Source organism: Peristeroidobacter agariperforans (assembly GCF_004138335.1).
Lineage (GTDB): Bacteria > Pseudomonadota > Gammaproteobacteria > Steroidobacterales > Steroidobacteraceae > Steroidobacter > Steroidobacter agariperforans.
Map to the genome: position 1 here is coordinate 331769 of NZ_RYFW01000003.1, position 23715 is coordinate 355483.

The 23715-nt window shown below is 63.1% G+C and carries 22 protein-coding genes; 9 read left to right on the forward strand and 13 right to left on the reverse strand.

Translation table 11 applies throughout. The features are described from left to right. Window positions 1-98 precede the first annotated feature (98 nt). Genes EK373_RS23630 through EK373_RS23655 form a run of 6 tightly spaced genes read right to left on the reverse strand, consistent with a single transcriptional unit; the run spans window position 99 to window position 6202 of the window. A complete protein-coding gene (locus tag EK373_RS23630) occupies window positions 99-1232 on the reverse strand; it encodes a CaiB/BaiF CoA transferase family protein (RefSeq protein ID WP_129646564.1) in 1134 nt (377 codons plus the stop codon). Continuing rightward, window positions 1229-2161, reverse strand: a complete 933-nt coding sequence (locus EK373_RS23635) for a hydroxymethylglutaryl-CoA lyase (RefSeq protein WP_129646566.1) — start codon at window positions 2159-2161, stop codon at window positions 1229-1231. The genes EK373_RS23630 and EK373_RS23635 overlap by 4 nt, the downstream gene beginning before the upstream one ends. After that, entirely contained in the window at window positions 2158-2769 is a 612-nt protein-coding gene (gene leuD / locus EK373_RS23640) for a 3-isopropylmalate dehydratase small subunit (RefSeq protein WP_129646568.1), read from the reverse strand. The genes EK373_RS23635 and leuD overlap by 4 nt, the downstream gene beginning before the upstream one ends. After that, window positions 2766-4148 carry a 3-isopropylmalate dehydratase large subunit gene (locus tag EK373_RS23645; RefSeq protein WP_407676216.1) on the reverse strand — a complete coding sequence of 461 codons (1383 nt, stop codon included), beginning with the start codon at window positions 4146-4148 and terminating at the stop codon, window positions 2766-2768. Before EK373_RS23645 ends, leuD begins: the two co-directional genes overlap by 4 nt. A 14-nt stretch (window positions 4149-4162) precedes the next feature. Then, entirely contained in the window at window positions 4163-4642 is a 480-nt protein-coding gene (locus EK373_RS23650) for a DUF3598 domain-containing protein (RefSeq protein WP_129646572.1), read from the reverse strand. A gap of 9 nt (window positions 4643-4651) precedes the next feature. Next, complete coding sequence (locus EK373_RS23655; RefSeq protein ID WP_129646574.1) at window positions 4652-6202, reverse strand: alpha/beta fold hydrolase; 1551 nt, start codon at window positions 6200-6202, stop codon at window positions 4652-4654. An 83-nt stretch (window positions 6203-6285) separates the two neighbouring features. Between EK373_RS23655 and EK373_RS23660 the strand changes: the two genes are divergently transcribed. From EK373_RS23660 to EK373_RS23675, 4 genes are read left to right on the forward strand one after another with little or no spacing between them, the layout of a single operon-like run. Further along, window positions 6286-6966 (forward strand): isochorismatase family protein, encoded by a 681-nt coding sequence (locus EK373_RS23660; protein ID WP_129646576.1) that lies wholly within the window; start codon window positions 6286-6288, stop codon window positions 6964-6966. Next, the gene (locus EK373_RS23665; protein ID WP_129646578.1) at window positions 6966-7871 is read left to right on the forward strand and encodes a polysaccharide deacetylase family protein; all 906 of its coding nucleotides are present in this window, start codon (window positions 6966-6968) and stop codon (window positions 7869-7871) included. Before EK373_RS23660 ends, EK373_RS23665 begins: the two co-directional genes overlap by 1 nt. Then, window positions 7861-8772: a polysaccharide deacetylase family protein gene (locus EK373_RS23670; protein WP_129646580.1), complete on the forward strand. Its 912-nt coding sequence runs from the start codon at window positions 7861-7863 to the stop codon at window positions 8770-8772. The genes EK373_RS23665 and EK373_RS23670 overlap by 11 nt, the downstream gene beginning before the upstream one ends. Continuing rightward, window positions 8769-10202 carry an aldehyde dehydrogenase family protein gene (locus tag EK373_RS23675; protein ID WP_129646582.1) on the forward strand — a complete coding sequence of 478 codons (1434 nt, stop codon included), beginning with the start codon at window positions 8769-8771 and terminating at the stop codon, window positions 10200-10202. The genes EK373_RS23670 and EK373_RS23675 overlap by 4 nt, the downstream gene beginning before the upstream one ends. Here EK373_RS23675 and EK373_RS23680 read toward each other — a convergent pair. From EK373_RS23680 to EK373_RS23710, 7 genes are all read right to left on the reverse strand, one after another. Continuing rightward, on the reverse strand, window positions 10193-10924 hold the full coding sequence (locus EK373_RS23680) for a hypothetical protein (RefSeq protein WP_129646584.1): 732 nt from the start codon (window positions 10922-10924) through the stop codon (window positions 10193-10195). The two genes, EK373_RS23675 and EK373_RS23680, sit on opposite strands and share 10 nt — an antisense overlap. Next, on the reverse strand, window positions 10924-11280 hold the full coding sequence (locus tag EK373_RS23685) for a hypothetical protein (RefSeq protein WP_198683590.1): 357 nt from the start codon (window positions 11278-11280) through the stop codon (window positions 10924-10926). Before EK373_RS23685 ends, EK373_RS23680 begins: the two co-directional genes overlap by 1 nt. Continuing rightward, a complete protein-coding gene (locus tag EK373_RS23690; protein WP_129646588.1) occupies window positions 11277-12479 on the reverse strand; it encodes a class I SAM-dependent methyltransferase in 1203 nt (400 codons plus the stop codon). Before EK373_RS23690 ends, EK373_RS23685 begins: the two co-directional genes overlap by 4 nt. Continuing rightward, on the reverse strand, window positions 12476-13531 hold the full coding sequence (locus tag EK373_RS23695; RefSeq protein WP_198683591.1) for a nitrilase-related carbon-nitrogen hydrolase: 1056 nt from the start codon (window positions 13529-13531) through the stop codon (window positions 12476-12478). Before EK373_RS23695 ends, EK373_RS23690 begins: the two co-directional genes overlap by 4 nt. Before the next feature lie 99 nt (window positions 13532-13630). Continuing rightward, window positions 13631-15178 (reverse strand): FAD-binding oxidoreductase, encoded by a 1548-nt coding sequence (locus EK373_RS23700; RefSeq protein ID WP_198683592.1) that lies wholly within the window; start codon window positions 15176-15178, stop codon window positions 13631-13633. Window positions 15179-15205: 27 nt separating this feature from the next. After that, window positions 15206-16504, reverse strand: a complete 1299-nt coding sequence (locus EK373_RS23705) for an MFS transporter (protein ID WP_198683593.1) — start codon at window positions 16502-16504, stop codon at window positions 15206-15208. Next, window positions 16504-18972 carry a TonB-dependent receptor gene (locus tag EK373_RS23710; RefSeq protein ID WP_129646593.1) on the reverse strand — a complete coding sequence of 823 codons (2469 nt, stop codon included), beginning with the start codon at window positions 18970-18972 and terminating at the stop codon, window positions 16504-16506. The genes EK373_RS23705 and EK373_RS23710 overlap by 1 nt, the downstream gene beginning before the upstream one ends. 350 nt (window positions 18973-19322) lie before the next feature. On the opposite strand from EK373_RS23710, the gene EK373_RS23715 reads away from it, so the two are divergent. The 5 genes from EK373_RS23715 to EK373_RS23735 are packed head-to-tail and all read left to right on the forward strand — an operon-like array spanning window position 19323 to window position 23713. Then, on the forward strand, window positions 19323-19994 hold the full coding sequence (locus EK373_RS23715; protein ID WP_129646595.1) for a hypothetical protein: 672 nt from the start codon (window positions 19323-19325) through the stop codon (window positions 19992-19994). Next, the gene (locus tag EK373_RS23720; RefSeq protein ID WP_129646597.1) at window positions 19991-20842 is read left to right on the forward strand and encodes an HpcH/HpaI aldolase/citrate lyase family protein; all 852 of its coding nucleotides are present in this window, start codon (window positions 19991-19993) and stop codon (window positions 20840-20842) included. The genes EK373_RS23715 and EK373_RS23720 overlap by 4 nt, the downstream gene beginning before the upstream one ends. Then, complete coding sequence (locus EK373_RS23725) at window positions 20835-21344, forward strand: MaoC family dehydratase (protein WP_129646599.1); 510 nt, start codon at window positions 20835-20837, stop codon at window positions 21342-21344. Before EK373_RS23720 ends, EK373_RS23725 begins: the two co-directional genes overlap by 8 nt. A gap of 12 nt (window positions 21345-21356) precedes the next feature. Continuing rightward, a complete protein-coding gene (locus tag EK373_RS23730; protein ID WP_129646601.1) occupies window positions 21357-22526 on the forward strand; it encodes an acyl-CoA dehydrogenase family protein in 1170 nt (389 codons plus the stop codon). After that, the gene (locus EK373_RS23735) at window positions 22523-23713 is read left to right on the forward strand and encodes a CaiB/BaiF CoA transferase family protein (RefSeq protein ID WP_129646602.1); all 1191 of its coding nucleotides are present in this window, start codon (window positions 22523-22525) and stop codon (window positions 23711-23713) included. Before EK373_RS23730 ends, EK373_RS23735 begins: the two co-directional genes overlap by 4 nt. Window positions 23714-23715: the final 2 nt, after the last annotated feature.

A 23715-nucleotide genomic window follows, 5' to 3' on the forward strand; every position in this document is an offset into this window, starting at 1 on the left:
GCATAGCCGACGAGCGGACGCCGAGTGGATACGCAGACCCTTTCTGCCGACGGCCGGCCCGGACTATCTCCTACGCGCCGGCTGGCCGTGAAGTTATTTCACGACCCAAGGTAGTCACGGAGAATGGCCTCGCGATCCTCATCGATCTGAGACAGCGACGCCTCGCGCGCCACGAGCTCACCGTCGAATGCAATCGGCAAAGTCGGCAGCCGCGTCGTTTTGCCGTCGCCGAGCTGCACAGATTCGAGGGCGCCGGAGGCGAGCAGGTGAGGATCGTCGAGCATGTCTTCGGGCTTGCCGATGGGCGCGAACGGCAAGCCCGTTCCCTCCAGCCGTTGGATGATCTCGGCGCGCGTGAAGCCGGCAATCAACGCTCTGATCTGCGGCAGAATACGGTCGCGCTGTTGAACGCGGGCATTGTTCTTGCGCAGGGACTCGTCCGCCCACAGCTCGTTCAGCCCGAAGAGCTTGCAGAACTTCTCCCAAAGCGCGTCAGTGACCACGCCGATGAAGATCGGCTCGTCCTTGGTTTCGAACACGTCGTAAATGGCCCACGCCGAAATGCGAGCCGGCATCGGATTCGCGGGCTTGCCGGTGACCGCGAACTGCGCCATGTGCTGGCCGACGAGATACACCGTCGTCTCGAACAACGAGGCCTGGATGAGCTTGCCCTTGCCGGTGCGATGGCGCTCTTCGAGCGCTGCGAGCACGCCGATGACACCAAACATTCCGCCGGTCACGTCGATGACGCTCGCGCCGGCGCGCAAAGGCCGGCCCGGCGGACCCGTCATGTACGCAAGCCCGCCCATCATTTGCGCGACTTCATCGAGCGCCGTGCGGTCTTCGTACGGGCCCGGCAGGAAGCCCTTGGCGGAGCAGTAGATCAAGCGAGGATTGCTGGCAGACAACGCTTCGTAGCCCAGGCCGATTTTGTCGAGCGCGCCGGGCCGAAAATTCTCAACGAGGATGTCGCTGCTCGTTGCAAGGCGCTTTGCAAGCGCGAGATCGTCTTCTGCCTTCAAATCGAGCGCGATGCTCTGTTTGTGCCGGTTGTACATCGGAAAGTAACCGGCGCCCGAGCCGAGCAGCGTGCGCGTCTTGTCGCCTTCGAGCGGCTCGACGCGAATCACATGAGCACCCAAGGCCGCCAGCATCGCGCCGGCGGCGGGGCCCATCACCATGTGAGTGAGTTCGATGACCTTCAAACCACTCAGCGGGGCAGGCCGGCTCATGCGCGTACTCCATCGTTGAAGCCCAGCGGCAGGCCGGCGTCCGGCGTGAATCCATACAACGGCTCGCCTGGTAACGCTTCTGCGAGAATGCGGCGGACTTCCAGCAGCCGTTGCAGATCGATGCCGGTCTCGTAGCCCATCGCTTGCAGCATGAACACGAGATCTTCGGTGACAATGTTTCCAGAAGCACCAGGTGCGAACGGGCAACCGCCGAGGCCGGCGAGTGATGCATCGAGCGTCGTGATGCCTTCTTCGAGTCCGGCGAGCGCGTTGGCGAGCCCCAGGCCGCGAGTGTTGTGAAGGTGCAGCGTGTTGAGCTTGTTCGACCCGATCTCTGCTTTCACCTTGCGCACCAGGCGTTTGACCTGTGCGGGGTTCGCATAGCCGGTCGTGTCGGACAGGCCGACTTCAACTGCGCCGGCTGCAATGGATGCAGCAGCAAGACGCACGACGGTGTCCTCGCTGACCGGGCCTTCCATCGTGCAACCGAAGGCCGTGGACAAGCCGACTTCGAAGTGAGGCCGACTCTCGGCAGGTTGTGCAGCGACGAGCTCGGCGATAGCGCGAATCTCTTCGACCATCGCCGCGTGACTCTTGCGCACATTCTTGAGGCTGTGCGTTTCGGACATGGAGAACGGAATCGACATCTTCTGCGCACCGGCCGCGATGGCGCGTTCGGCGCCCTTGAGATTGGGAACGAGCACGGCCACCGAGAGTCCGCGAATCATCCGGGCGAAGGCGACCAGTTCGGCGGTGTCCGCCATCTGGGGTAGGAGCGCGGCGGGCACGAAGCTGCCGACTTCGATTTCGCGCACGCCGGCGGCCGCTTCGGTGGCAATCCACGCCTTCTTGGCATCGAGCGGCATGACGCGTTTGATGCTCTGCAGGCCGTCGCGCGGCCCGACTTCGCTCAGGTGAATGCGTGTCATGGTTGTGTGGAGAAATAAATCCAGGGACGGGCGAGCCGGTCTGCTCGTTGAAATGCGGCGATCCGCTCGCGATGTTTCAAGGTGAGCTCGATGCCGTCGAGACCTTCGAGCAGCATCGCCTTGGCCTCGGCGCCGATCGCGAAAGTCCAACGCTGCGAGCCCGCTTCGACCTGCTGTTGAGCGAGATCGATCCTCACCGGCTCGTTCACAGCTGCAATTGCAGCGATACTTCCCTGATCGAGCACGACGGGCAGCACGCCATTGCGAATGCAGTTGCCTGCAAAGATCGGCGCGAAGCTCGGGGCAATGATGGCACGGATGCCGTACTCGGCGAGTGCCCACACGGCGTGCTCACGACTGGAGCCGCAACCGAAGTTGTCACCGCCCAGGAGAATACGCGCACCGGCGTAACGCGGCTGATTGAGCACGAACGCCGGATCAGGATCGCGGCTGCCGGGCGAGAGGTATCGCCACGGGGCAAACAAACCAGCGGCGAGCCCGGTCTTGCCCGTGCTCTTCATCTCACGCGAGGGAATGATCGCGTCCGTATCGACGTTGTCGCGAAGCAGGGGAGCGGCAACGGATGTGAGTACGGTGAACGGCGTCATGGTCGCAGCTCCCGCGGATCGGCGATGCATCCCGCGATGGCGCTGGCCGCCACCACTTCGGGGCTGGCGATGTGCGTGCGAATGTTCGGGCCTTGTCGCCCTTCAAAGTTGCGATTGGTCGAGGAGATGACGCGCGAGCCCGGCGGGAAGCTCTCACCGCCTGCGTAGAAGCACATGGAGCAACCGCTCTCGCGCCATTCGAAACCGGCTTGTTCGAAGATCACATCGAGACCTTCGGCTTCGGCTGCGCGCTTCACGTGCATGGAGCCAGGCACGCACAGCGCCTTGACGCCGGGCGCGACCCGCCGGCCCTTGAGCAGCGCCGCGGCACGACGCAGATCCGATAATCGGCTGTTGGTGCAGCTGCCGATGAAGGCCGCATCGATAGGCGTGCCGGCCAGGCGCTGTCCGCTCTCCAGGCCTATATATGTGAGTGCCCTTTCCGGCGCCCCCGAGGGCACCGTGCCGGAAATGCCGATGCTGTGCTCGGGCGAGGTGCCCCAGCTGACCATGGGTTCGATGCTGTTCGCGTCAATGAGGATCTCGGCATCGAACTGCGCGCCGTCGTCAGTGCGAAGGCTTTGCCAATGCTTCAGTGCCTGCACTCGCAACTCGCCAGTCGGGGCATAGCGGCGGCCTTCGAGCCACGCGAATGTTTTCTCGTCGGGGGCGACGATGCCGGTCATCGCCGAAAACTCGGTCGCCATATTGCACAGGGTCATCCGCGCTTCCATGTCCAGCGCGGTGACAGTTTCGCCGGCAAATTCGACGACATGACCTTTGCCGCCGCCCGCGCCGTGACGTGCGATCAACTTGAGGATCAGGTCCTTTGCGGTCACGCCGGCTGGAAGCACACCGGTGAACGTCACGCGCAGGGTCTTCGGGCGCGACAGACGCAGCGCTCCGGTTGCCAACGCGTGCTCGGCTTCGGAGGAGCCGATGCCCCACGCGAGCGCGCCAAACGCACCTTGGGTGCAGGTGTGGCTGTCGGGTGCAATCAATGTGCAGCCAGGCAGCACGATGCCGAGCTCCGGCGAGATCACGTGCACGATGCCTTGATCAGGATCGGTGACATCGAAGAGCGTGATGCCGGCTTCGCGTGCCGCACTACGCGTCTCCGTGATGAATGCCTGACCGCCGGGCATCAATGTCTGATCGTTGCGTCCACGCCGTGTATCGACGATGTGGTCCATGACACAGAAGACGCGCGATGGATCGGCGATCGCACGGCCGGCCTCTCGCAGGCTGTTCAGCGCAGCGGCGCCTGTGCGCTCGTGCAGGAAAATACGGTCGATAGCGATCAGGTCGACGCCACCGTCGAGGGTGGCGACGACGTGCTGGTCCCACAGCTTGGCGAACAGTGTGGTTGGCTTGGACAGTGTCGCCTCTCCAGCTACTTCTCGTACGACTGCCAGTCGCGACTGATGAGCCGCTCCTGAATTGCCGTGCGCGTTTCCAACTGACCGTTGCGGATCCAGTGCCAGGTGCGGCAGCGGTTCTGGCCGTCATCGGACAGCTGAATCATCTCGTAAAGATACAGGCTGGGATCGCCCTGGCGCTGCCAGTACAGCATCACCGTGCGTCGATATTCATCGAGCGCGACTTCTGCAGCCCAGCCCTTGATCAGTTCATTGTCCCACCACACGCGCTTGTCGGCGTAGCGAGCGGGGAAGTCGCGAGTTTCGGTGCGGCCGTCGGCCCAGGTGTAGAAGTTGGTCTGGTGATAGGGATGCGGGCCCTGCGCAGGAAAACGGCACAGCAGGCGGGACTGATGCTCGTCGATCTTCACGCCGGCGGCGTTGTAATAAACATAGACGCCATCCCACACCCCTTCGTGGCGCGCGAGTACCGGCATGTCTTCACGAATTCCCATGCGAATCTCCTAAACCTTCGGTGACCAGATGTCGGCGCGCTCCGTGGCCCAGGCGGCTCGTTCCCAGTTCGCGATAGCAGGTGCGCCGGCGAGAAGTTGCTCGCGATCGACATTGAGCAACGTTCGCAGCAACGCGCGGCCCGAGCGTGCACGAATCAGACTGCGATGTTCCAACGCGAGCGCTTCCGGTGTGATGTCGGCGGCTTCGAAGGGAACAGCGTTCGCTGCTTTGCCGTCAAACCATGGCCAGAAGAAGTGACCGGCGCGAACCGCGCTCCAGGCAGCGTTCAAATAACTGCCGAAGCGATCGGGCGTGAGATCGGGAATGGCCGCGTCGGCCCACCGCCGTGCGTCCTGCGACTGCGGAATGTGAGCGTCGATTGCACCCCAGCTATTTGCGCCAGTGCTTCGTGCAACGTCGGCCGCAAGGAATGCAGACAAGCCTTCGCCAACGATCGCGGGCTTGCTGTTTACGCCGATGGCTTTCATCGCGGCGGTGACAACGGCATTCCAATCTTTCAACTCCACGGAGCGGCCGTTCTGCCAATCATCCGACAAACCGTGGCCCGGCAGATCGATTGCGAGTACCCGCGACGTATCGAGCAGTTCCGTCGATCGTCCCGGCGCATGCAGCACGACAGTGTCCGCATCGCGCCGGCCGCTCCAGTGAATCAAGCCATCGAAGCCAGGCGCCGTTACAACGACGAAGCCCGCATCTGCGTTCTCAGGCGGAGCGGGGCACGGAATCGGCGGCGTCTGACGCACATGCTGCAAACACGCCGCTTCGAGTTCGGCCGGCGTCGCGACACCTCGCGCGCTCCAACTCGGCGGCAAGGTGCCCAGTCGCGGAATGTGTGAGTGAAGCGGATCGCCCTCATAAGCGGCGATCAGCACAGGCGGCGTTTTCGCGGTCGGGGCCGGAATGTCTCTTGGTGCTTTCAACACGGCGCCGTAGCCGGCGCGATAAGCGTCACCGCTATCGAGCATGTCTCGCACGACCGCGTCGGTGCGAACGGGGTCGTCATGAGCCACGCGCAGACGCGTGCTGTTGCGCACGTCGAACCAGGGGAAGAACCAGGTCTGCTCGAGGATGCGATTCCACAGCCACACCAGGTGCTCGCCGTAGGCGCTCGGCTGGAACGGCGGCAGGTAGCCCTCGCGGAAGTGCGCCATTTCTTCCGGCGTCCAGATCGCATAACCGCCAATGGCCAGCGCCGTGAAGCGCTCGGGGCTGCGCCTGGCCGCGCTGACCAGAATGATGCCGCCTGAATGAAAGCCGTAGGCGGCGGTGCGCTCGATGCCCAGCGCGTCCAGCAAGTCGAGGTAGTGCTGCGCGAAATCGCCGATTTCGGGCGAGCCGGGCAGCGGATCGGACTGGCCGAAGCCGGGCGAGTCCGGCGCGATGCAGGTGAAGTGCTGGCCCCACTTGCGCATCAGCGGCTCGTACTCCGCCGAGCTGCGCGGGCTCTGGTGCACCATGATGAGGCTCGGCCCGGAGCCGGCCCGGCGGTAGTGGACGCGACGGTTGCCGACGCGCACGAAATGGCGGAAGATCCTCATGCCACAAGTTTGTCCGGACAACTTTACTTACACAAGCCTTTTTTGCGACTTGCGCGTTAAGCGCTGATTTCGCGGGAGTGAGCATGCAGCCGATCGGAACCAAGATGGTGTGCGATGGACGCACCGCGCGACAGATCTTCGAACAGACCATGGCCAACCCGGCCCGCAACAAGTTCGGCTTCGGGGCAAAGCTGGCCATCGTCAACGTCGATATGCAGCAGGCGTACACGCGCATCGACATGTTCAAAACCGCGTATGAGACCGATCCGCGGCAAATCGAGTACATCAACACGATTTCGCAACTGGCGCGCAGCCGCGGCATGCCGGTGATCTGGAGCCGCGTCGGTTACAAAGACGACGCTGGCGATGCCGGGGTGTGGGGTATCCGCACCAACACGCCGGACTCACTGCAGAACATCAAGTACGGCAGCGAGCGACACGCGTACGACCCACGCTGCGCCATCGATCCCAACGACTTGCAGTACACCAAGCGCATGCCGTCGGCATTCTTCGAGACGCCGCTGAACAGTTATCTGCGCTGGCACAAAGTGGATACGGTCGTCGTGACTGGCGGCAGCACGTCGGGCTGCGTGCGAGCTACGGCGGTCGATGCTTTGGCCTATGGATTTCGCACCATCGTGCCGATCGAAACGTGCGCCGACAAACACGAGAGCTATCACTTCGCGAATCTGACGGACCTGCAGCTGAAGTACGCCGATGTCGAGCCGGTGCAGGTCGTGATCGAGTGGCTGGAGGCGCGTTGATGGACACTGTGCAACGAGCCGATCCGCAGCTTTACGATTTCAAGCCGTATCGCGCGCGACCGAAGATCGTCTGGCCGGGCGGCAAGCAGATCGCGGTGTGGGTGGCGCCGAACCTCGAGTACTACGAGATCGATCCGCCCGCCAATCCTCACCGCAAGAGCTGGACCAAGCCGCACCCCGACGTGGTCGGCTTCTCACATCGAGATCACAGCAATCGCGTCTCGCACTGGCGCATGGCCGAGGTGATGAGCAAGTACGGCTTCCCGGGCTCGGTATCGCTGTCGGTGGCGCTTTGCCAGCATCATCCGGAAGTCGTTGCCGACGCCAATCGACGCGGTTGGGAGTTCTTCAGCCACGGCATTTACAACACGCGCTACACGTACGGCATGGACGAAGCGCAGGAGCGGGCGATCATCGAGGATTCGATTCGCACGGTGCGCGAAGCCACGGGCCAGACGATTCGCGGCTGGCTCGCGCCTGCGTTGACGCACACCACGCGCACTCTCGATCTGCTCGCCGAGTACGGTCTGCACTACACCTGCGATCTGTACCACGACGATCAGCCGCAACCGGTGAAGGTGAAGTCGGGTCGCTTGATTTCCATTCCATACAGCCTGGAAGTCAACGATCACTATGGGTTCTTCGTCTACAACATGTCACCGCGCGACTACGCGGATGCGTTGATCCGTCAGTACGACCGGTTGGCGACTGAAGGCGAGCAGTCGGGCACGGTGATGTGCATCCCGCTGCACGCTTACTTGATCGGCCAGCCGCATCGCATCGGGCCGTTCGCCGAGGTGCTCAAGCACATCGCGGCTGATGGTCGCGCCTGGATTGCGCGCGCCGGCGAGATTGCGGATCACTACTACGATCATCACTACCAGGGGGCCGCCCATGGCGCTTGAGCCTTCGTATCTCGAATACGCGAAGCGTCGCGAGGGCTATGACCACGACTTGTATGAGTGGTCATCGATCTTTTCGCGCAGCCCGGTCGGCTGGCCAGGCGGCAAGTCGGTTGCGGTGTGGGTGTGCGTGAGCCTCGAATGGTTTCCGATGACGCCCTCGGACAAGCCCTTTCGTGCGCCGGGCCACATGGTGACGCCGTATCCGGATTATCGGCACTACACCGCGCGAGAGTACGGCACGCGAGTGGGTTTCTATCGACTGCTCGATGCCTTCAAGAAGGCGGGTGTGAAGGCGTCGGTGGCGACCAATGGCGCGATCGCTGAACGGTACCCGCAGATCATTGCAGACATCGTGGCGGAGGGGCACGAGATCATTGCCCATTCCACCGATATGAACGGCGCGATTGCGACGGGTCTGCCCGAAGCAGAAGAGCGTGCGTTGATCGAGCGATCGCTCGCAGCGCTGTCGGTTGCGGGCAAGAAGCCGTCTGGGTGGTTGTCGATTGCGCGCTCGCAGAGCTGGAATACGCCGCGCTTGCTCAAGGAGGCAGGGCTGACCTACATGTGCGATTGGGCCAACGATGAGCTGCCGTATGCGTTCTCGAACGGCCTTGTCAATTTGCCGCTCAATCACGAGCTGTCGGATCGACAGGTTATTACGGTTCAGCAGCAGTCGATCGACAGCTATGCCCAGCAGGTTGGCGATGCGTTCGATTGGCTGGCGGGTGAAGCGAAGCGCTATGGCGGTCGCGTCCTTCCGTTGCACATTACGCCGTACATCGTTGGCCTGCCGTATCGAATCGACGCGTTCGAGAAGTTGCTCGAGCAGTTGAGCAAGCGCCGGGAAGCGTGGTTCGCAACGGGAGAAGAGATTGTGGCGAGCTGGCGGACGCAGCAGTGAGTCTTGCTGTCATTAATCCGCGCACGGGCGTGGCTGATCACTCCATTGACCCGGTTGGCGCGGACGCTGTTTCGGCGCTTGCTGCCGACCTGCGAGCGCACCAGCGCGCTTGGCTGGACAAGGGCGCAGAGGGCCGAGCGGGCGCGCTGCGGCGACTGGCTGAAAGTGTCGCGCGTCATCGCGAGGCTCTGGTCGCAGCGCTGATTGCCGACACGGGGCGCGCTGGACTATCGGCAGTCGAGGTCGATAGCGTCATCCGGATGTTGAATCGCTGGGTGCAGAGTGCGCCGGCTTTGATCGCTCGCTATCAAGCTTCCAGTCAGGGCACAGCGATTCCGTCGATCACGACGTCGACTCGGCTCGTGCCTTATAGCCTGGTAGGCGTCATCAGCCCGTGGAACTTCCCGCTGCTGCTGTCGATGATCGACACGATTCCGGCGTTGGCGGCGGGCTGTGCGGTCATCGTGAAGCCGTCCGAGATCACGCCACGCTTCATTCGTCCGTTGATGAAGGCGATTGTCGAAGTCCCAGAGCTCGCGTCCGTGTTGACCGTAATCGAGGGCGATGGCGCCACCGGCGCTGCGCTGATTCCTAACGTCGATTTCATCGCGTTCACCGGCTCCGTCGCCACCGGTCGCAAAGTAGGCGAGAGCGCCGCACGCGCATTTATTCCAGCGAGTCTGGAGCTAGGCGGCAAAGACCCACTCATCGTGCTCGCAAGCGCCGATCCTGAGAACGCGGCGGGCATCGCGTTGCGCGCGTCGGTAGTGAACACCGGGCAGGCGTGCCAGTCCATCGAACGCGTTTACGTCGCGCGCCCCATCGCTGAGCGCTTCCTGGCTGCGCTGGTTGAGAAGGCGCAGGCCGTGAGGCTCAATTATCCCGATATCAAAGTCGGTGACATCGGGCCTTTCATCAGCGCGAGGCAGGCGGACATCGTGCGGGCACAGATCGACGATGCTGTGTCACGTGGCGCGAAGTTGTTGGCCGGCGGACGCGTCGAAACGCTCGGCGGCGGGAAGTATTTGCGGCCGACGGTTCTCACGGATGTCACGCCTGACATGCTCGTGATGGCCGAGGAAACGTTCGGCCCCGTCATCCCCGTGACGGTATTTGATACGAACGACGAGGCCGTAGCACATGCGAACGCCGGCACCTTCGGCCTTTCAGCCGCCGTGCTCGCTGGTACAACTGAGGAAGCCGAGGAAATCGCTGGACGCATCAACGCGGGCGCCGTGTCGATCAACGACGGAGCGTTGACGACGATGGTCTGGGAGGCCGAAAAGTCCAGCTTCGGTGCGAGCGGCCTCGGGCCGTCACGCATGGGAGAGAGCGGCCTGCTGAGGTTCTTCCGCAAGCAGGCGCTGATTCGTCAGAGCGGCGCGCCGGCGCCGCTCGCGGCGTATTCAGAGGAAGCGCTTCAGCGCTGAAGCTCCACCAGCTCGTACCACGTCTGCATATAACCGCCGACGCCGCCTTGCACGAAGATGGCGTCGTCATCGGCGGTCACCCAAACATCGTAGTGCGGATGTTGTTTACCGCCCATGCCCGGGCCTTCATCGTCGACGAAGCGGAAGTGCCGGCACTTGAACGTACCGGCCGCAACGGTGATCGTTTCCTCCCCCACGTACTCCAGCCCGATGGCTACTTCCGCGATCTGCGGCGGCGTGGCGCCTCGATGATCGGGTGAGGGCACGAACACGCGAATGGCGCGTCGATGCGGGCCCTTGCTCAGGTCCATGCAGCGCGTCGTGTAAGCGTCGCCAGCCACCGGGTGAGTGCCGAAGCCGTCGATTGCGCCCGTGTATTCGACTCGCTGCGACAGCCTGCCAATCGATGGTCCGAAGCTCTCGCATTCGACCACACCGCTGTCGTTGCCCGGCTCATGACGCAGCCAGCCCGAGCCCATGAAGCGATCACCGACGGTGAGGTGCACGTGCAGGCTCTGGGGGCGGCCGGCGCTGTCGAGCGAGTACACGATGTCTCGCAGCACGGTCGGGGCAGGTTCCTCGATCTCACAGCGAGCGCGGAAGATCGCGCTGCCGTCGCCGTGGTGTGTGAAGGTGAACCACTCGCGGCCGCGCTCTTTGTCGAGCAAGTCGGGCTTCTTGGAGGTATAGCGGATGAGCCCGCTCACAGCACGATGTTTCATCAATTATCTCGCAGGTCTACGCTGATATCGGCGACCGGCTTCTCGTCCGTCTGCATCGCCTCCATTTCCTGCTGGACGCCGCGCATGACGCGGGCGATGTATTCCTTGGTCATCAAGCCGCGCTGGTAAGCGGCGTCGCGATCGGGCTGATACTTCTCGATGTCAGCACGGCTGATCGTGCCTTTGCTGTCGAGTAGTCGCTCCACCGTATCGAGCCGCTCCTTCAGCACCGACACCTCACCGACAACCGCGAGCAGGATGGACAACATGCGCTCGCTGCTCGGGTCGCCGAGAAAGTCAGGGCGCTTGCCCTTGGCTCGCGCGCCCGCGCGCAGGATGTAATCGATGTCGCTCATGATTGCGGCTTCCAGGCTCCGTATGCGTTCCAGACGGCAGCGCGACCGTGATCTTCCTTCTCGCCCGATGCGGCGACCGGGAAGACGGTAGGGTCGACGACTGCGCGCACGCCCGTCACAAACTGACTGGAGCGGGGCAGGCCGGCGGCCTCGATGACTTTCTTCAGGTCCATGGCGTGCATGGCCGACCAGAACGGCTCGTTGTTGTTGAAGGCGTCCCAGTCGCGAATGAACTGCTCGTACAACGGCATCTCATCGGAGTATTGCGGCTGTTCGAGGTGCAACATCAGTCCGCCCGGTGCGAGCACACGCACGCCTTCGCGAATGATTTGCGGCAGCGCCTTGCCGGACAGTTCGTGCAGGAACATCGTCGTCTGCACCCAGTCGAAATGTCCGTCGGGGAAGCGGCTCAGGTCCTCGGCGTTCATCTGTATGAACTTCAGGTTCTTCGCACCGAGCGCTTGAGCGCGTGCGTGTCCGTAGCGCAGGACGGGCGCGGCAGTATCGATGGCGATGATTTCGGTTTCCGGGAACGCGAGCGCGAGCGGCACGATGTTGTGGCCGATGGTGCAGCCGACGTCGAGAATGCGCTTCGGCGTCCAGCCGGGGCGCTCGCGTTTGATCCATTCGACGAGCGCCTGCCCGCCGCCATCGGACAGCGCGCCGAGCCCACCCGCGGTCGTCGCGAAGATGCCGCAATCGTAGTTCGCGCCGGCGGACACATCGCCAGGCCGCTCTTCGCCATGATACGAGCCGGGCATGCAGTGAATATCCACCGCATTTTGATAGCGAGGCGTGGCAACCGAGGGATTGAGCTCCAGTGTCGGTCGATCCGCATTGAACTCACGAGCTTTGGCATCCAGCGCTTCCAGCTGACGCAGCACCATCGAGCGGCCGTTCTGCTGGCGCATCTCCATGGAGTTGCGCTTGCAGGCCGACCAGAAGCGATGCCATGGATCTTTGTTCATCGCGTGCCGGATCTCGAAGCGGTCTTTCGGATCGCGCTGATGCTCGGCTCGGAACGCGGGCAGCACGCGCTTCTCGTAAGCGAGCTTATTGCCAGGGCCGACGACGCCGGACAAATACTTGTTGAAGGCGGTGAGGAAGTTGAAGCGCGCCGCTTCGTCGTGAGTCGGCGTCGGAAACACTTCGTGCCGGGTCACCGCGGTGTACGGCGGCGGCACATCTTCACGTTTCATATGAGCCCATCCTTCGCGAGGCGCTCGATCACTTGTTCATGAGCGCGCAGGAAATGATTGCGGTCCGGGACCTTCACCTGGCCGTTCTCGATCAGGCCGTTGGCCGGCTGTCCGACAGTGGCCCCATACACGGCTGCGAACGGCTCGAGCCGCTGACGCGCCAGGAAGTTGGTCATGCCCGGCTTGCGTCGCTGATGGCGCAAGGCGTCCAGGTTGAGATCGGCGAACGCGGTAAAGGTTTCGCCAGTATTCGCTTCGGCCAGCACCGCGCCCTTGTAGTCGATGACTACCGAATTGCCGTCGGCCGAATCGAGCGGCAGCGTCGTGTCCTCGATGCCTGCGGTGTTTGCTGACACGACGTACGCGATGTTCTCCATCGCCCGCGCGCGCTTGGCCAGCGCCTTCGGCGTCATGAGCGGCGAGCCGATTTCGGAGGAACTGTGCACGAAGATCTCGGCGCCACGCAGCGCGTGGGCACGGGCGATCTCCGGATACAGAATCTCTTCGGAGGCGATGGCGGCGAGGTTGCCGATCTCGGTGCGAGCGACGGGGAAGACGCCGTCGATGCCGTAGATGTCCAGGTACTTCGACCAGACGTCATGAGGCGTCGGCGCGAACATCGAGTTCAGTCGGCGGTAACGCAGGACGACATCGCCGCTGGGGCCGATGACAAAGCTCGTCTGGAAGTAGAGGCCGGGGAAGTGAGCGTCGCGTTCGTACGCGTTGCCAGCCAGAAACAACTGCTGTGACTGTGCGACCTTGCCGAGTGCCTGATACTCGGGACCGTCGATGTCGAGCGCGGCCTTGGCTGCGAAGTCTGGAATGGAGATGCGGCCCGGATAACTCGTCAGCACATACTCTGGCAGAACCGCGAGCTTTACTGGTGTGCCGCCGTACTGCTGAATGAAGACGCTGGAGCTCCGCAGCTTCACGCCGATCGCTTCGATCATCGCGAGCATCTGCTGACGCGCAGCCGCGCGATCCGCCAGGCGCTCCACCGAGCGAGCGGCGATTTGCAAAGCCACGGCTGCGTATTGAGAGACCGCAGTCATACGGTTACTCCGCGAAGTATCGGCGGCGCCGACGGCAGACGAGGGCAGACCTGCTGCCACCATGCCCGCGAGCATTTGCCGGCGATCGATGCCCATCCATCATAGTCCCAGGCTGCCGGGATTCATCAGGTTGTTCGGATCGACCGCGCGCTTCACCGCTTGCAACAGCTCCCACGCGCGCGGGTCGCTGGCCTGCTTCAGCGGATAAGCGCGACCGACCTGAAGATGCGTCGCACCCAAGTCGCGGAAGATGCCGATGAGCGACGTGCGCAACTGCTTGACCAACGCGCGAGCCGACTCATTCGCCGGAAATCCCTTGAGCTTCGCAAGGTGTGCGGCTTCGACAGAACGGCGGTGGATGTCCTGCAGCTCGTCCGGCCAATAGAACACCGGCTCGATCAAACAAGTGGAGCGATTCACTGCGCACAGCAACGCGCCGGTGGTCACTCCGTTGTTCGCCATGGCAGTCGCATGCTCGGCGAACATTGCTTGAATGCGATTCCAGCCCTCGACCAGTCGGCTGTGCGGCAGGAAGCCGTGCACCGGCACCCAGCGCTCGCCTTCCGGTCCGACCATCGAATTCACCGGCGGGAACGGATTGGCGCGCAGAATCTTCGGGATCGTGTTCTCGACACTGTGACCGCCGAATCGAACGGCAATGGCTTCCACCGCCTTCATGTCGGCATCGACCGCACTTTGATGACGACCTTCAGCGATCACGTGCAGCGAGAAGTGCGCGTCATCGAGGAACGAGCGGCCCGCGGCGACAACCTTCGCGCCTTCCTTGAGCGCCTTCCAGGCCGAGCCTTGCGCCTTCATCATGTTGACCAGCGACTGCGCATCCCTGGTCAGGCTCTCACGTTTCATGCGCTGAGCCTGCAGGTTCGGGTCGAAGCCGAAACATTCGGAGGCCAGGCCCTCGCGTGAGACCGCGCTCATGGCCTTGAAGTAGCCTTCGGCCTCGGGGAAGCTGAAAGAGCCGTACGCAAAGGCGGTGCCTTCGCGAACCGTCTGCAGCGTGATCGTCGCTTTCACACCGAGTGCGCCACAATCGGCGGCGAACAGGCCCGTGATATCCGGTCCGAACGTGCGGAAGAAGTCGCTGCCGGTCTTCACAAGAGTTCCGTCAGCGAGCACGACTTCGAAACTGATCGCCGCATTGACAACCGTGCCGCCGGACGCGCCCCAGAAGATGCCGTTCTGGCTCATGCCGCCACCGACGGTGGCGTTGATGCCGGACAAGGTGCCCCAGGCCAGCGCTCGCAATCCTTTCGGCTTCAACGTGCGCTGCAGCTGGTCCCACGTGCAGCCGGCCTCGACAGTTACGGTCATGTCCGTCTCGTTGATATCGAGCACGCGGTTCATCGCGCCCGTGTCGACGAGCAGCGCCTGCTTGCTAGGTGCGAGATAGCCACCCGTGTAGCTCATGCCGCCGCCGCGAGGAATGATTGCGAGGCCGGCTTTAGTGGCGGCCGCGATTCCGCGAGCGAGCGTGTCTTTGTCGTTCGGACGGAGCACGGCGAGCGCAGTCTCGCCGCCGCTATAAACATCGTGCGAGTAGTAGCGCAGCTCGGCTGGATCGGTCACCAGGGCTTGTGGGCCAACGGCGGCGGCAAGCGCCGCCAGGGGATCGTTTGCAATTTGCATCGAAGCGTTCATATCAAAGCGCTGGGATCAGGAAGCTCGGACCAGCTCGGGCTCGGCGTCGGCGCTGGGCTCGGCGAAGTTGTCGTTGTAGCGGCCCAGGGCCAGCAGCATGGCGCCACCGACGGCGAACAAGACCATCGCGACGAGCAACATCGGATCGTAACCACCGGTGCGATCGCGCACGATGCCGTAGATGATGGGAGAGATCGCCGAGCCGATGCCGAACGGCATATACAGCACGCCGTAGATGCGGCCGTAATGGGCCATGCCGAAATATTTCGCAGCGAGAAACGCGATCACGTCGGACTCGGCGCCGGCAGCGAAGCCGAGCAGGAACGCGCCCGTCATCACTAACGGCAGACTCGTGTCCGTTCCCATCAGCAGATAACAAGCCAGTGCCGGCAACAGCAGAGCAGGGAAGGCGACACCCGGCGCCCAGAAACGATCGAACAGGAAACCCACGAGGAGTCGTCCAGTGAGGATGCCGATCGCGACGACACCGAGCACACTCGCGGCGACTTGAGCCGAAAAGCCGTGCAGCCCGACGATCTGCGCGATGTGAATGTGAGCGCCGCCGTAAGCGAACGCGATCATCAAGATCGAGCCGAGCAACACCCAGAAGCGATAGCCACGCGCGGCTTGTGCGAGCGTGATGCCGGTGACTTTGCCATCCGCGCCGCCGACACCGGCGGGCCGCTCGTCGGCGCGCGGCTCTCGAAACCACAGATAGCCGATCGGCAACGCGACCAGTATCGGCAACAGTGCGACGACCGGAAACGCCATGCGCCAGCCACCGGCTGCGATGGCGCGTTGTGCGATCTGAGGGACGACCATCGCGGCGAGGCTCGTGCCCAGCAACATGATGCCGAGCGCCAGGCCGCGGTTGCGGTTGAACCACAAGCTGACGGCGCGGCTCCAGGTCACCGGGGTCGAGCCGATGCCGATCGCGCCGAGCGCCGCCCAGAACAAGATGTAACCTCCGATCGAGCCGGGCAGGAAATAGAACGCGCCGAACATCAGCCCGAACAGAAACAACGACAACAAGGCGACGGGCCGGACGCCGAAGCGGTCGGCCAGCCCGCCGAACACCGGCGCCATGAACGAAGCGATCAGACCGAACACGGTCACGCCCGCGCTCACCGAAGCGAAATCCCACCCGAATTCCTTGTGGATCGGGCCCATCACCAGCGGCAGCACGTTGAACGGCAACGGCGAGGCGCCGCACGCCACGCCGAGCAACGCCGCGACCAGCGGTTTGGAGCCCCGCTTGAATTCCGAAGCTGGCCGCGCCGACACGGTGTCGGCGCGGCTTTCGCCTGCTGTCATCAGAAGTTGAACCTCGTGCGAAGCATCCACTGCATCGGAGCGTTGATGTAGGAGGTGTTGGCCAGCGATGTGTTGACTGCCGTCTCATTGAAGCAGTTCGTGCACTCGGCCGCCACCAGCCAGCGATCGTCCGCGCCGAACAACGTCAGCGTGGCATTCACGAACCACGCCTCCGGGCTGTGCGAGCCGGTGATGAAGTCGCCGCCGTACGGGTTGGAGGGGAAGGTCCCATTGGTGCCCGTGACCGAGCCGCTGTAGATGGTCAGGTTGTTGGTCGCCACTTCCTGCTCGGTGCGATAGCTGGCGTTGATCGAAGGCACCAACGTCATGCGGCTCGCGCCCAGCGCAATGTCGTAGCTTGCACCGAACGACAGCGTCACGTCCGGAGTGCGCACCGGTTCGGCGATCTGGCCATCGGCAGTGATGACGCCGGCGGCGCAGGCGGCGACAGCGGGGCTGGCGTTCGGAATCGCACCGGTCGCCAGCTGTTGCTGACACAAGCGCTGCTGCGCGCCCACCGACTGGATGCCGTACTCGTCGAAGTCCGGCGCGTTGCGGTCGATCTTGTACTTGTCGTCCTGGAAGCCGGCGTTGAAGTACGTGGTCAAGCCGTCGATCGGCATGTACGTGAGCTCGAGCTCGATGCCCTTGTTCTCGTAGTCCGCGAAGTTGCGGGTCAGGAACGTCATCGAGCCGTTGGCGTTGAGCAGCGCCGAGGGCGTCTGCAGGTCGGACACGTCCAGGTAGAAGAACGTCAGGTTGGCGCGCAGGCGATTGTTCAACCAGTCGGTCTTGGCGCCGGTCTCGTAGCTCCACACCTTTTCCGGGCCGAACGGCAGGACGCTGCGAGCCGGCGTGCTGCGGGCGTTCCAACCGCCGGACTTCATGCCGCGGGTCGCCGATGCGAACAGCAGCACGTCGCCCGAAGGTTGATAGTTGACCGCAAAACGCGGCGTCCACATGTCGGTGCCCATCTCTCGCGGAATCGGCTTGCCGGACGGGGAGATCAGGTTGACGTTGTCCATGCACGTCGCCTCGATCGTGCCGTCGTTACAGCTCGGACGATTGTCGCGGATCGACATCTTCTTGGTTTCGTCGGTGTAGCGGATGCCGGCCGTGAGCTTCCACTCGTCGGTGACGTTGAAGTCGGCTTGCGCATAACCGGCGAGCGCTTCGGTCGTGTTGTCCAGCACGCGGTCTGCGAGCAGCAACGTGTCGCCGAAGATGTCGGCGAAATCCGTCGTGTTCTTCTCGTCGAGGTAGTACACGCCTGCGACCAGGTCGGCGAAGCCATCGCCCAGGCTGCCGTTCAACTTGATTTCCTGGCTGAACTGCTCGTGCGAGCCGTCATTGAGGATGGTGAAGCCGCCACGGGTGAAGCCGCGAACCGGTGGGTTCGGGGATGCCAGCGACGGACCGCCGCGGCCATCGTAGAAGTCCAGCCCGTATTGCTGGGTCGTGTCGACGTAGCCGGTAATGAAGCTCAACTGGAAGTCCGGGCTCAGATCGATCTGGAAGTTCGACGTGATCAGGTCGGTCTCTGAGCGGGCGCCGAGCAGATAGTTTGCCTTGCGTCCCGAGATCACCAGCGGAGCATAAGGCGACGCGCCGATTGCGCCTTCACGCAGGCCGGTGCTCGCGAAACGGCCGTTGCAGTCGGCGGGATTCGCCGGGTTGCACTCGAAATTGAGGATGTTCTCGCCATCGGCCTGGATCTTTGCAAACGAAGCCGACCAGGAGAGTGCGTCGGTGAAATCAGCTTTCAGGCCGACGCGGGCGCCCCAGCCGTCGTCGTCATTCAGACGATCGCCGGTGGTGACATTCTTCACGTAGCCGTCGTCTTCCTGCCAGTAACCGCTGAGCTTCACGGCCAGCTTGTCGAACACCGGCACATCGATGGAGCCGCGTGCGACTTGCTTGTTGTAGCGGCCATAGCCGATCTCGGCGTAGCCGCCCAGCTCGTCGCCCGGATCCGCCATGATCATGCGCACGGCGCCGCCCGTCGTATTACGGCCGAACAGGGTGCCCTGCGGACCGCGCAGCACTTCGACCCGCTCGACGTCGAACAAGCTCAGGTTGTTGGCGTTCTGGCGGCTCAGATAGATGTCGTCGACGTAAGTGCCGACCGGCGGGTCGAACGTGGCCACCGTCTCGCTGTTGCCCAGGCCGCGCAGATAGAACGCGTTCGCCGAGCCGAGGCCGGTGTTGTTCTGCGCCACCATGTTGGGGATGTACTGACCGATCTGCAGCGTGTTCGACACGCCCTGGCTGGTCAGCTGCTCGGCGGAGAACGCCGAGATCGCGATCGGCACGTCCTGCGCGCTTTCGGTGCGGCGTTGAGCCGTAACGATGACCTCGGTGATGCCGGACGAGGCGGCCTCGTCGGATCCCGCATCGGTCTGTGCGTACAGCGGCATGGTCACGAGGCTGGTCGTCAGAGCTGTGGCCAGGCCAAACAGATTGCGCATATTCCCCTCCCGTTGTTCTAAAGCGCGGCAAAAAGTTGTCCGGACAAATCGCACTAAACGGGCACCTTGTCAAGCGTGCCCTGGCCGACACGCCAGTGCAGGGCGCGGGAAACCGCCGCCGCACAATGCTTTAGAGTTGTATGGACAATTGTAACCGCGCGCATCCTGCGACTTGGGCCGGCGCCGCGCAGTCGTTGCACGCGCGCTGCAATGCTGTGCAAAAAAGCTTGCTTGCAAAAAAGTTGTCCGGACAAATACCATGGGCGCTATGATGATTACGAGACTGTCATCCAGCGCCCGTTCCGGTGCGCTCGGCGACAGGTAAAAAGACGACGGGAGATGCACGAGCGATGCCACTGATGTACCCGACACTGGTTTATCTGCACCTGCTGTTGTTCGTGCTCTGGCTCGGTGCAGACGTCGGTGTGTTCGTGCTCGGACAGCACTTTCGTAAGCGAGAGAGCTACACGCTCGATCAGCGTCTCGCACTGTTGAAGCTGCTGGTGCAGGTGGACATGGTGCCGCGCACCGCGTGGGCGCTCATGGTGCCGCTGTCCTTGTCAGTGGTGTCGGCCGGCGGTTGGTGGGCCGTGCCTGGCTGGCTGCTCGCAACGGCGTGGCTGGCGGGCCTGGTGTGGTTGTGGCTGGTGTGGGATGCACATCTGCACGATCAAACACCGCGCGCCGTGCGCAATCGCAAGATCGAGTTCTGGCTCAAATGTTTCATCATGGTCGGTTATCTGTGGATCGGCGCGCAGTCGTTGGCGACCGGCGCACCGCTCATTCCGACCTGGCTTGCCGCAAAAGCATTTCTGTTCGGCGTGATCTTCGCCGCCGCAATCATGATCGATGTTGCTTTCAAACCGGTCGGGCCGCAGCTGGGTCGCCTCATCAAGGAAGGATCGAGTGACGCCACCGAGAAGCCGCTGCGGGCCACGATGGACCGCACGCGCTGGTGGGTATGGGCGGTTTACCTGCTGCTGCTTGTGACTTCGTACCTCGGCGCGGTGAAGCCGCTATGACGAACGTAGCAAACGATGTTGCCAGTGTGCTGTTCGTACCGGGCAGCAAGCCGGAGCGCACATCGAAAGCGCTGGCCTCGGCGGCCCGCATTGTTTGTGTCGATCTCGAGGATTCGGTCCCCGCATCCGACAAGGCCACGGCGCGGGCCGCCGCGCTCGCTGCGTTGGGTGCGGGCGATCGACGCCTCGCTCTGCGCATCAACGGCATCAAGACGCGCGCGGGGCTGGAAGATCTGCTGGCGCTCGTGAACGCGAACATCGCGCCGCCGCTGTTGTTGGTTCCGATGGTCGAGAGCGCAGCTGAGATCGCCGTTGTCACAGCAGCGTTCGGCGGCAAGGCTCCGGCGATCGTGCCGTTGATCGAAACGGTGCAAGGCTTGCGGGCGGCTCATGAAATCGCGGCTGCGCCGGGCGTCGCCGCAATGATGTTCGGTGGCGGTGATTTCGCTGCCGAGCTCGGCGTCGCGCTGGCGTGGGAGCCGCTGCTCGCCGCGCGCGGCGCTTTCATTCTCGCGTGCGCAGGTGCGGGCATCGGAGCCATCGATGTTCCGTTCATCGGGCTGGACGATCAACAAGGTTTGATCGCCGAGACCCGCGCCGCGAAGCAATTGGGCTTCACCGGCAAGGCGGCGATTCATCCGGCGCAGGTCGATGCAATCAACGCAGTGATGTTGCCGACGGCGGAAGAGATCGCCGAGGCGCAGGAAGCAGCACAAGCATTCGCAGCGGCCAACGGCGCCGCTGTGCGTTTCAAGGGCCGCATGCTCGAGGCACCGATCATGCGCCGCTATCGAAGAATTCTGGATCAGGGCAGTTTGATGAACATGCGGAGCGAGCACGATGCGTGATGGGGTCATTGAAATCAGTCCGGGCCGCTATCGCGAGAGCTTTGGACGTTACTACGAGGATTTCGTGGTGGGGCACGTGTACGAGCACCGTCCCGGACGCACGATCACCGATACCGACAACGTGTGGTTCACGTTGCTCACCATGAACACGCACCCGGCGCACTTCGATTACGAGTTCGCCAAGAAAACCGAGTTCAAGAAGCCGCTGGTGTGCTCGCCGTTCACGGTCGCGCTGATGGTCGGCATGAGCGTCTCGGACGTGAGCCAGAAGGCGGTCGCGAACCTGGGCTGGGACAACATCCGGATGTCACATCCGCTGTTCCCCGGCGACACGCTGTATGCGGAGAGCGAAGTGATCGACAAGCGCGAATCCGCCAAGCGTCCCGAGCAGGGCATCGTGACCGTCAAGACGACGGGCAAGAACCAGCACGGCGACATCGTCTGTACATTCAGCCGGACCATGCTGATCTGGAAGCGCGGTTGCGGTCCGGTCGGCGACTGAGGGAATTCATAAGTGTCAGCACATTCGCAACGACGCATCGAAGCGTCCGCGGAACAGGCTCTGCTCGAAGCGATCGACCGTTGGGTCGAGCGCGAGGTGCGCCCGGTCGTGATGCATCACGACCACAACGACATCTGGCCGGCCGAGCTGGTCGAGCAGATGAAGGAGATGGGGCTGTTCGGCGCCACGATCGGCCAGGAGTACGAGGGGCTGGGCCTGCCGGCGACCACGTATGCGAAGATCATCGCCACGATCTCTTCGTACTGGATGGCGATCACCGGCATCGTCAACTCACATCTGATCATGGCCGCGGCGGTCGAACGCTTCGGCACTGAAGATCAGAAGCAGAAGTGGCTGCCGAAGTTCGCGTCCGGCGAGATTCGCGGCGGCCTGGCGCTGACCGAGCCCGACGCGGGCACGGATCTGCAAGCCATTCGCACGACTGCGGTTCGCGATGGTGATGATTACATCATCAACGGCACCAAGACCTGGATCACCAACGGCATTCAGGGCAGCTGCTTCGCCGTGCTGGTTAAAACCGATCCGAAAGCCGAGCCGCGTTACAACGGCATGAGCTTTTTTGTCTGCCCGAAGGGCCCGGGCTTCAGCGTCGGCAAGAAGTTCGACAAGCTCGGCTACAAGGCGATCGACAGCGCCGAGCTGGTATTCGAGAACTATCGAGTGCCGGCCGCGAACCTGATCGGCGGCAAAGAAGGCCAGGGGTTCTTCCAGGCCACTGGCGGTTTGGAGCTCGGCCGCATCAACGTCGCCGCGCGCGGCGTCGGTCTGGCGGAAGGCTCGCTGCGGCTCGCCACCGCCTATGCGCAGGTCCGAAAGACCATGGGCAAGCCGATTGCCCAGCATCAGGCCATCCAACTCAAGTTGGGCGAGATGGTCACGCGCGCCGAGGCGGCACGATTGCTCGTGACCAATGCCGCCGAAGCCTACGACCGCGGCGAACGCTGCGACATGGAAGCGGGCATGGCGAAGTACTTCGCCTCTGAAGCGGCGGTTCGCAACTCCGAAGAGGCCATGCGCATCTTCGGCGGCTACAGCTACTCCAAGGAATACGAGATCGAGCGCTTCTACCGGGACGCGCTGCTCATGTGCATCGGCGAGGGCACCAACGAAATGCAACGGATGATCATTGCCAAGCAGTGGCTGAAGAGGAATCCGGCATGAAGTCCTTGCCGCTCGCAGGCTTTCGTATTCTCTCGGCCGAGCAATACGGCGCGGGTCCTTATGGCACGCAGTTCCTGGCGCAGCTCGGCGCGGAGGTCATCAAGATCGAATCGCCCGGCGAAGGCGACACGGCGCGCGCTGTCGGCCCGCACTATCTGCGAGAGAACGAGAGCCTGTACTTTCAGAGCTTCAATCTCAACAAGCGTTCGCTGACGCTCGATCTCAGCAGCCCCGAGGGCAAGGCCATCCTGCACCGGCTGGCGGCGCAGAGCCACGCGCTGGTCAATAATCTGCGCGGCGATCTGCCGAAGAAGATCGGTTTGACCTACGATGACCTCAAAGACGTCAACCCGGCGCTGGTTTGCGCGCACTTGTCCGCCTATGGACGCGACAACGAGCGCACGCGCTGGCCGGGCTATGACTATTTGATGCAGGCGGAAGCGGGCTTCTTGTCGTTGACCGGCGAGCCGACTGCTCCGCCGACTCGCTTTGGATTGTCGATGGTGGACTTCATGACGGGCGCGCAGATGGCGATCGGTTTGCTCGCGTCGTTGCTCGATGCTCAGCGTACGGGGCAGGGGCGCGACGTGGACGTCGATCTGCTGTCCGTCGCGGTTCATCAAACGAGCTATCCGGCGATGTGGTACTTGAACGAAGGCGATTTGATTCCTCGCACGCCGCGTTCGGCGCATCCGTCGGTCACGCCGAGCCAGATGTTCCGCACCGCCGATGGCTGGGTGTTCGTGATGGCGCAGCTGCCGAAGTTCTGGCGCACGCTGGTGGATAAGATCGGGCAGCCCGAGCTGGCGCGCGATCCTCGCTTCGTCACGCCGGCTGATCGGCTCGCGCATCGTGAAGAGCTGACAGCCATCCTCGATGACGTGTTCAAGCAGCACCCGACCGCGCATTGGGTCCAACTGCTCTGTGGCCATATGCCCGTTGCACCGGTGTTGTCGCTCGACGAGGCGCTGGACAATCCGCATTTGCGTACCATCGGCATGATTGACACTGTCGCGCATCCCGATCGTCCCGAACTGCGAGTGCTCGCGAGCCCGATCCGGCTCGATGGCAAGCGCTTGCCGAATCGCGCCGGGCCGTTGCTGGGAGCGGACACCGACGCCGTGCTGGCCGAAGCGGGTTACAGCGTGGCGGATATCGCAGCGTTCAAGAACAGAGGCATCGTCTGAAG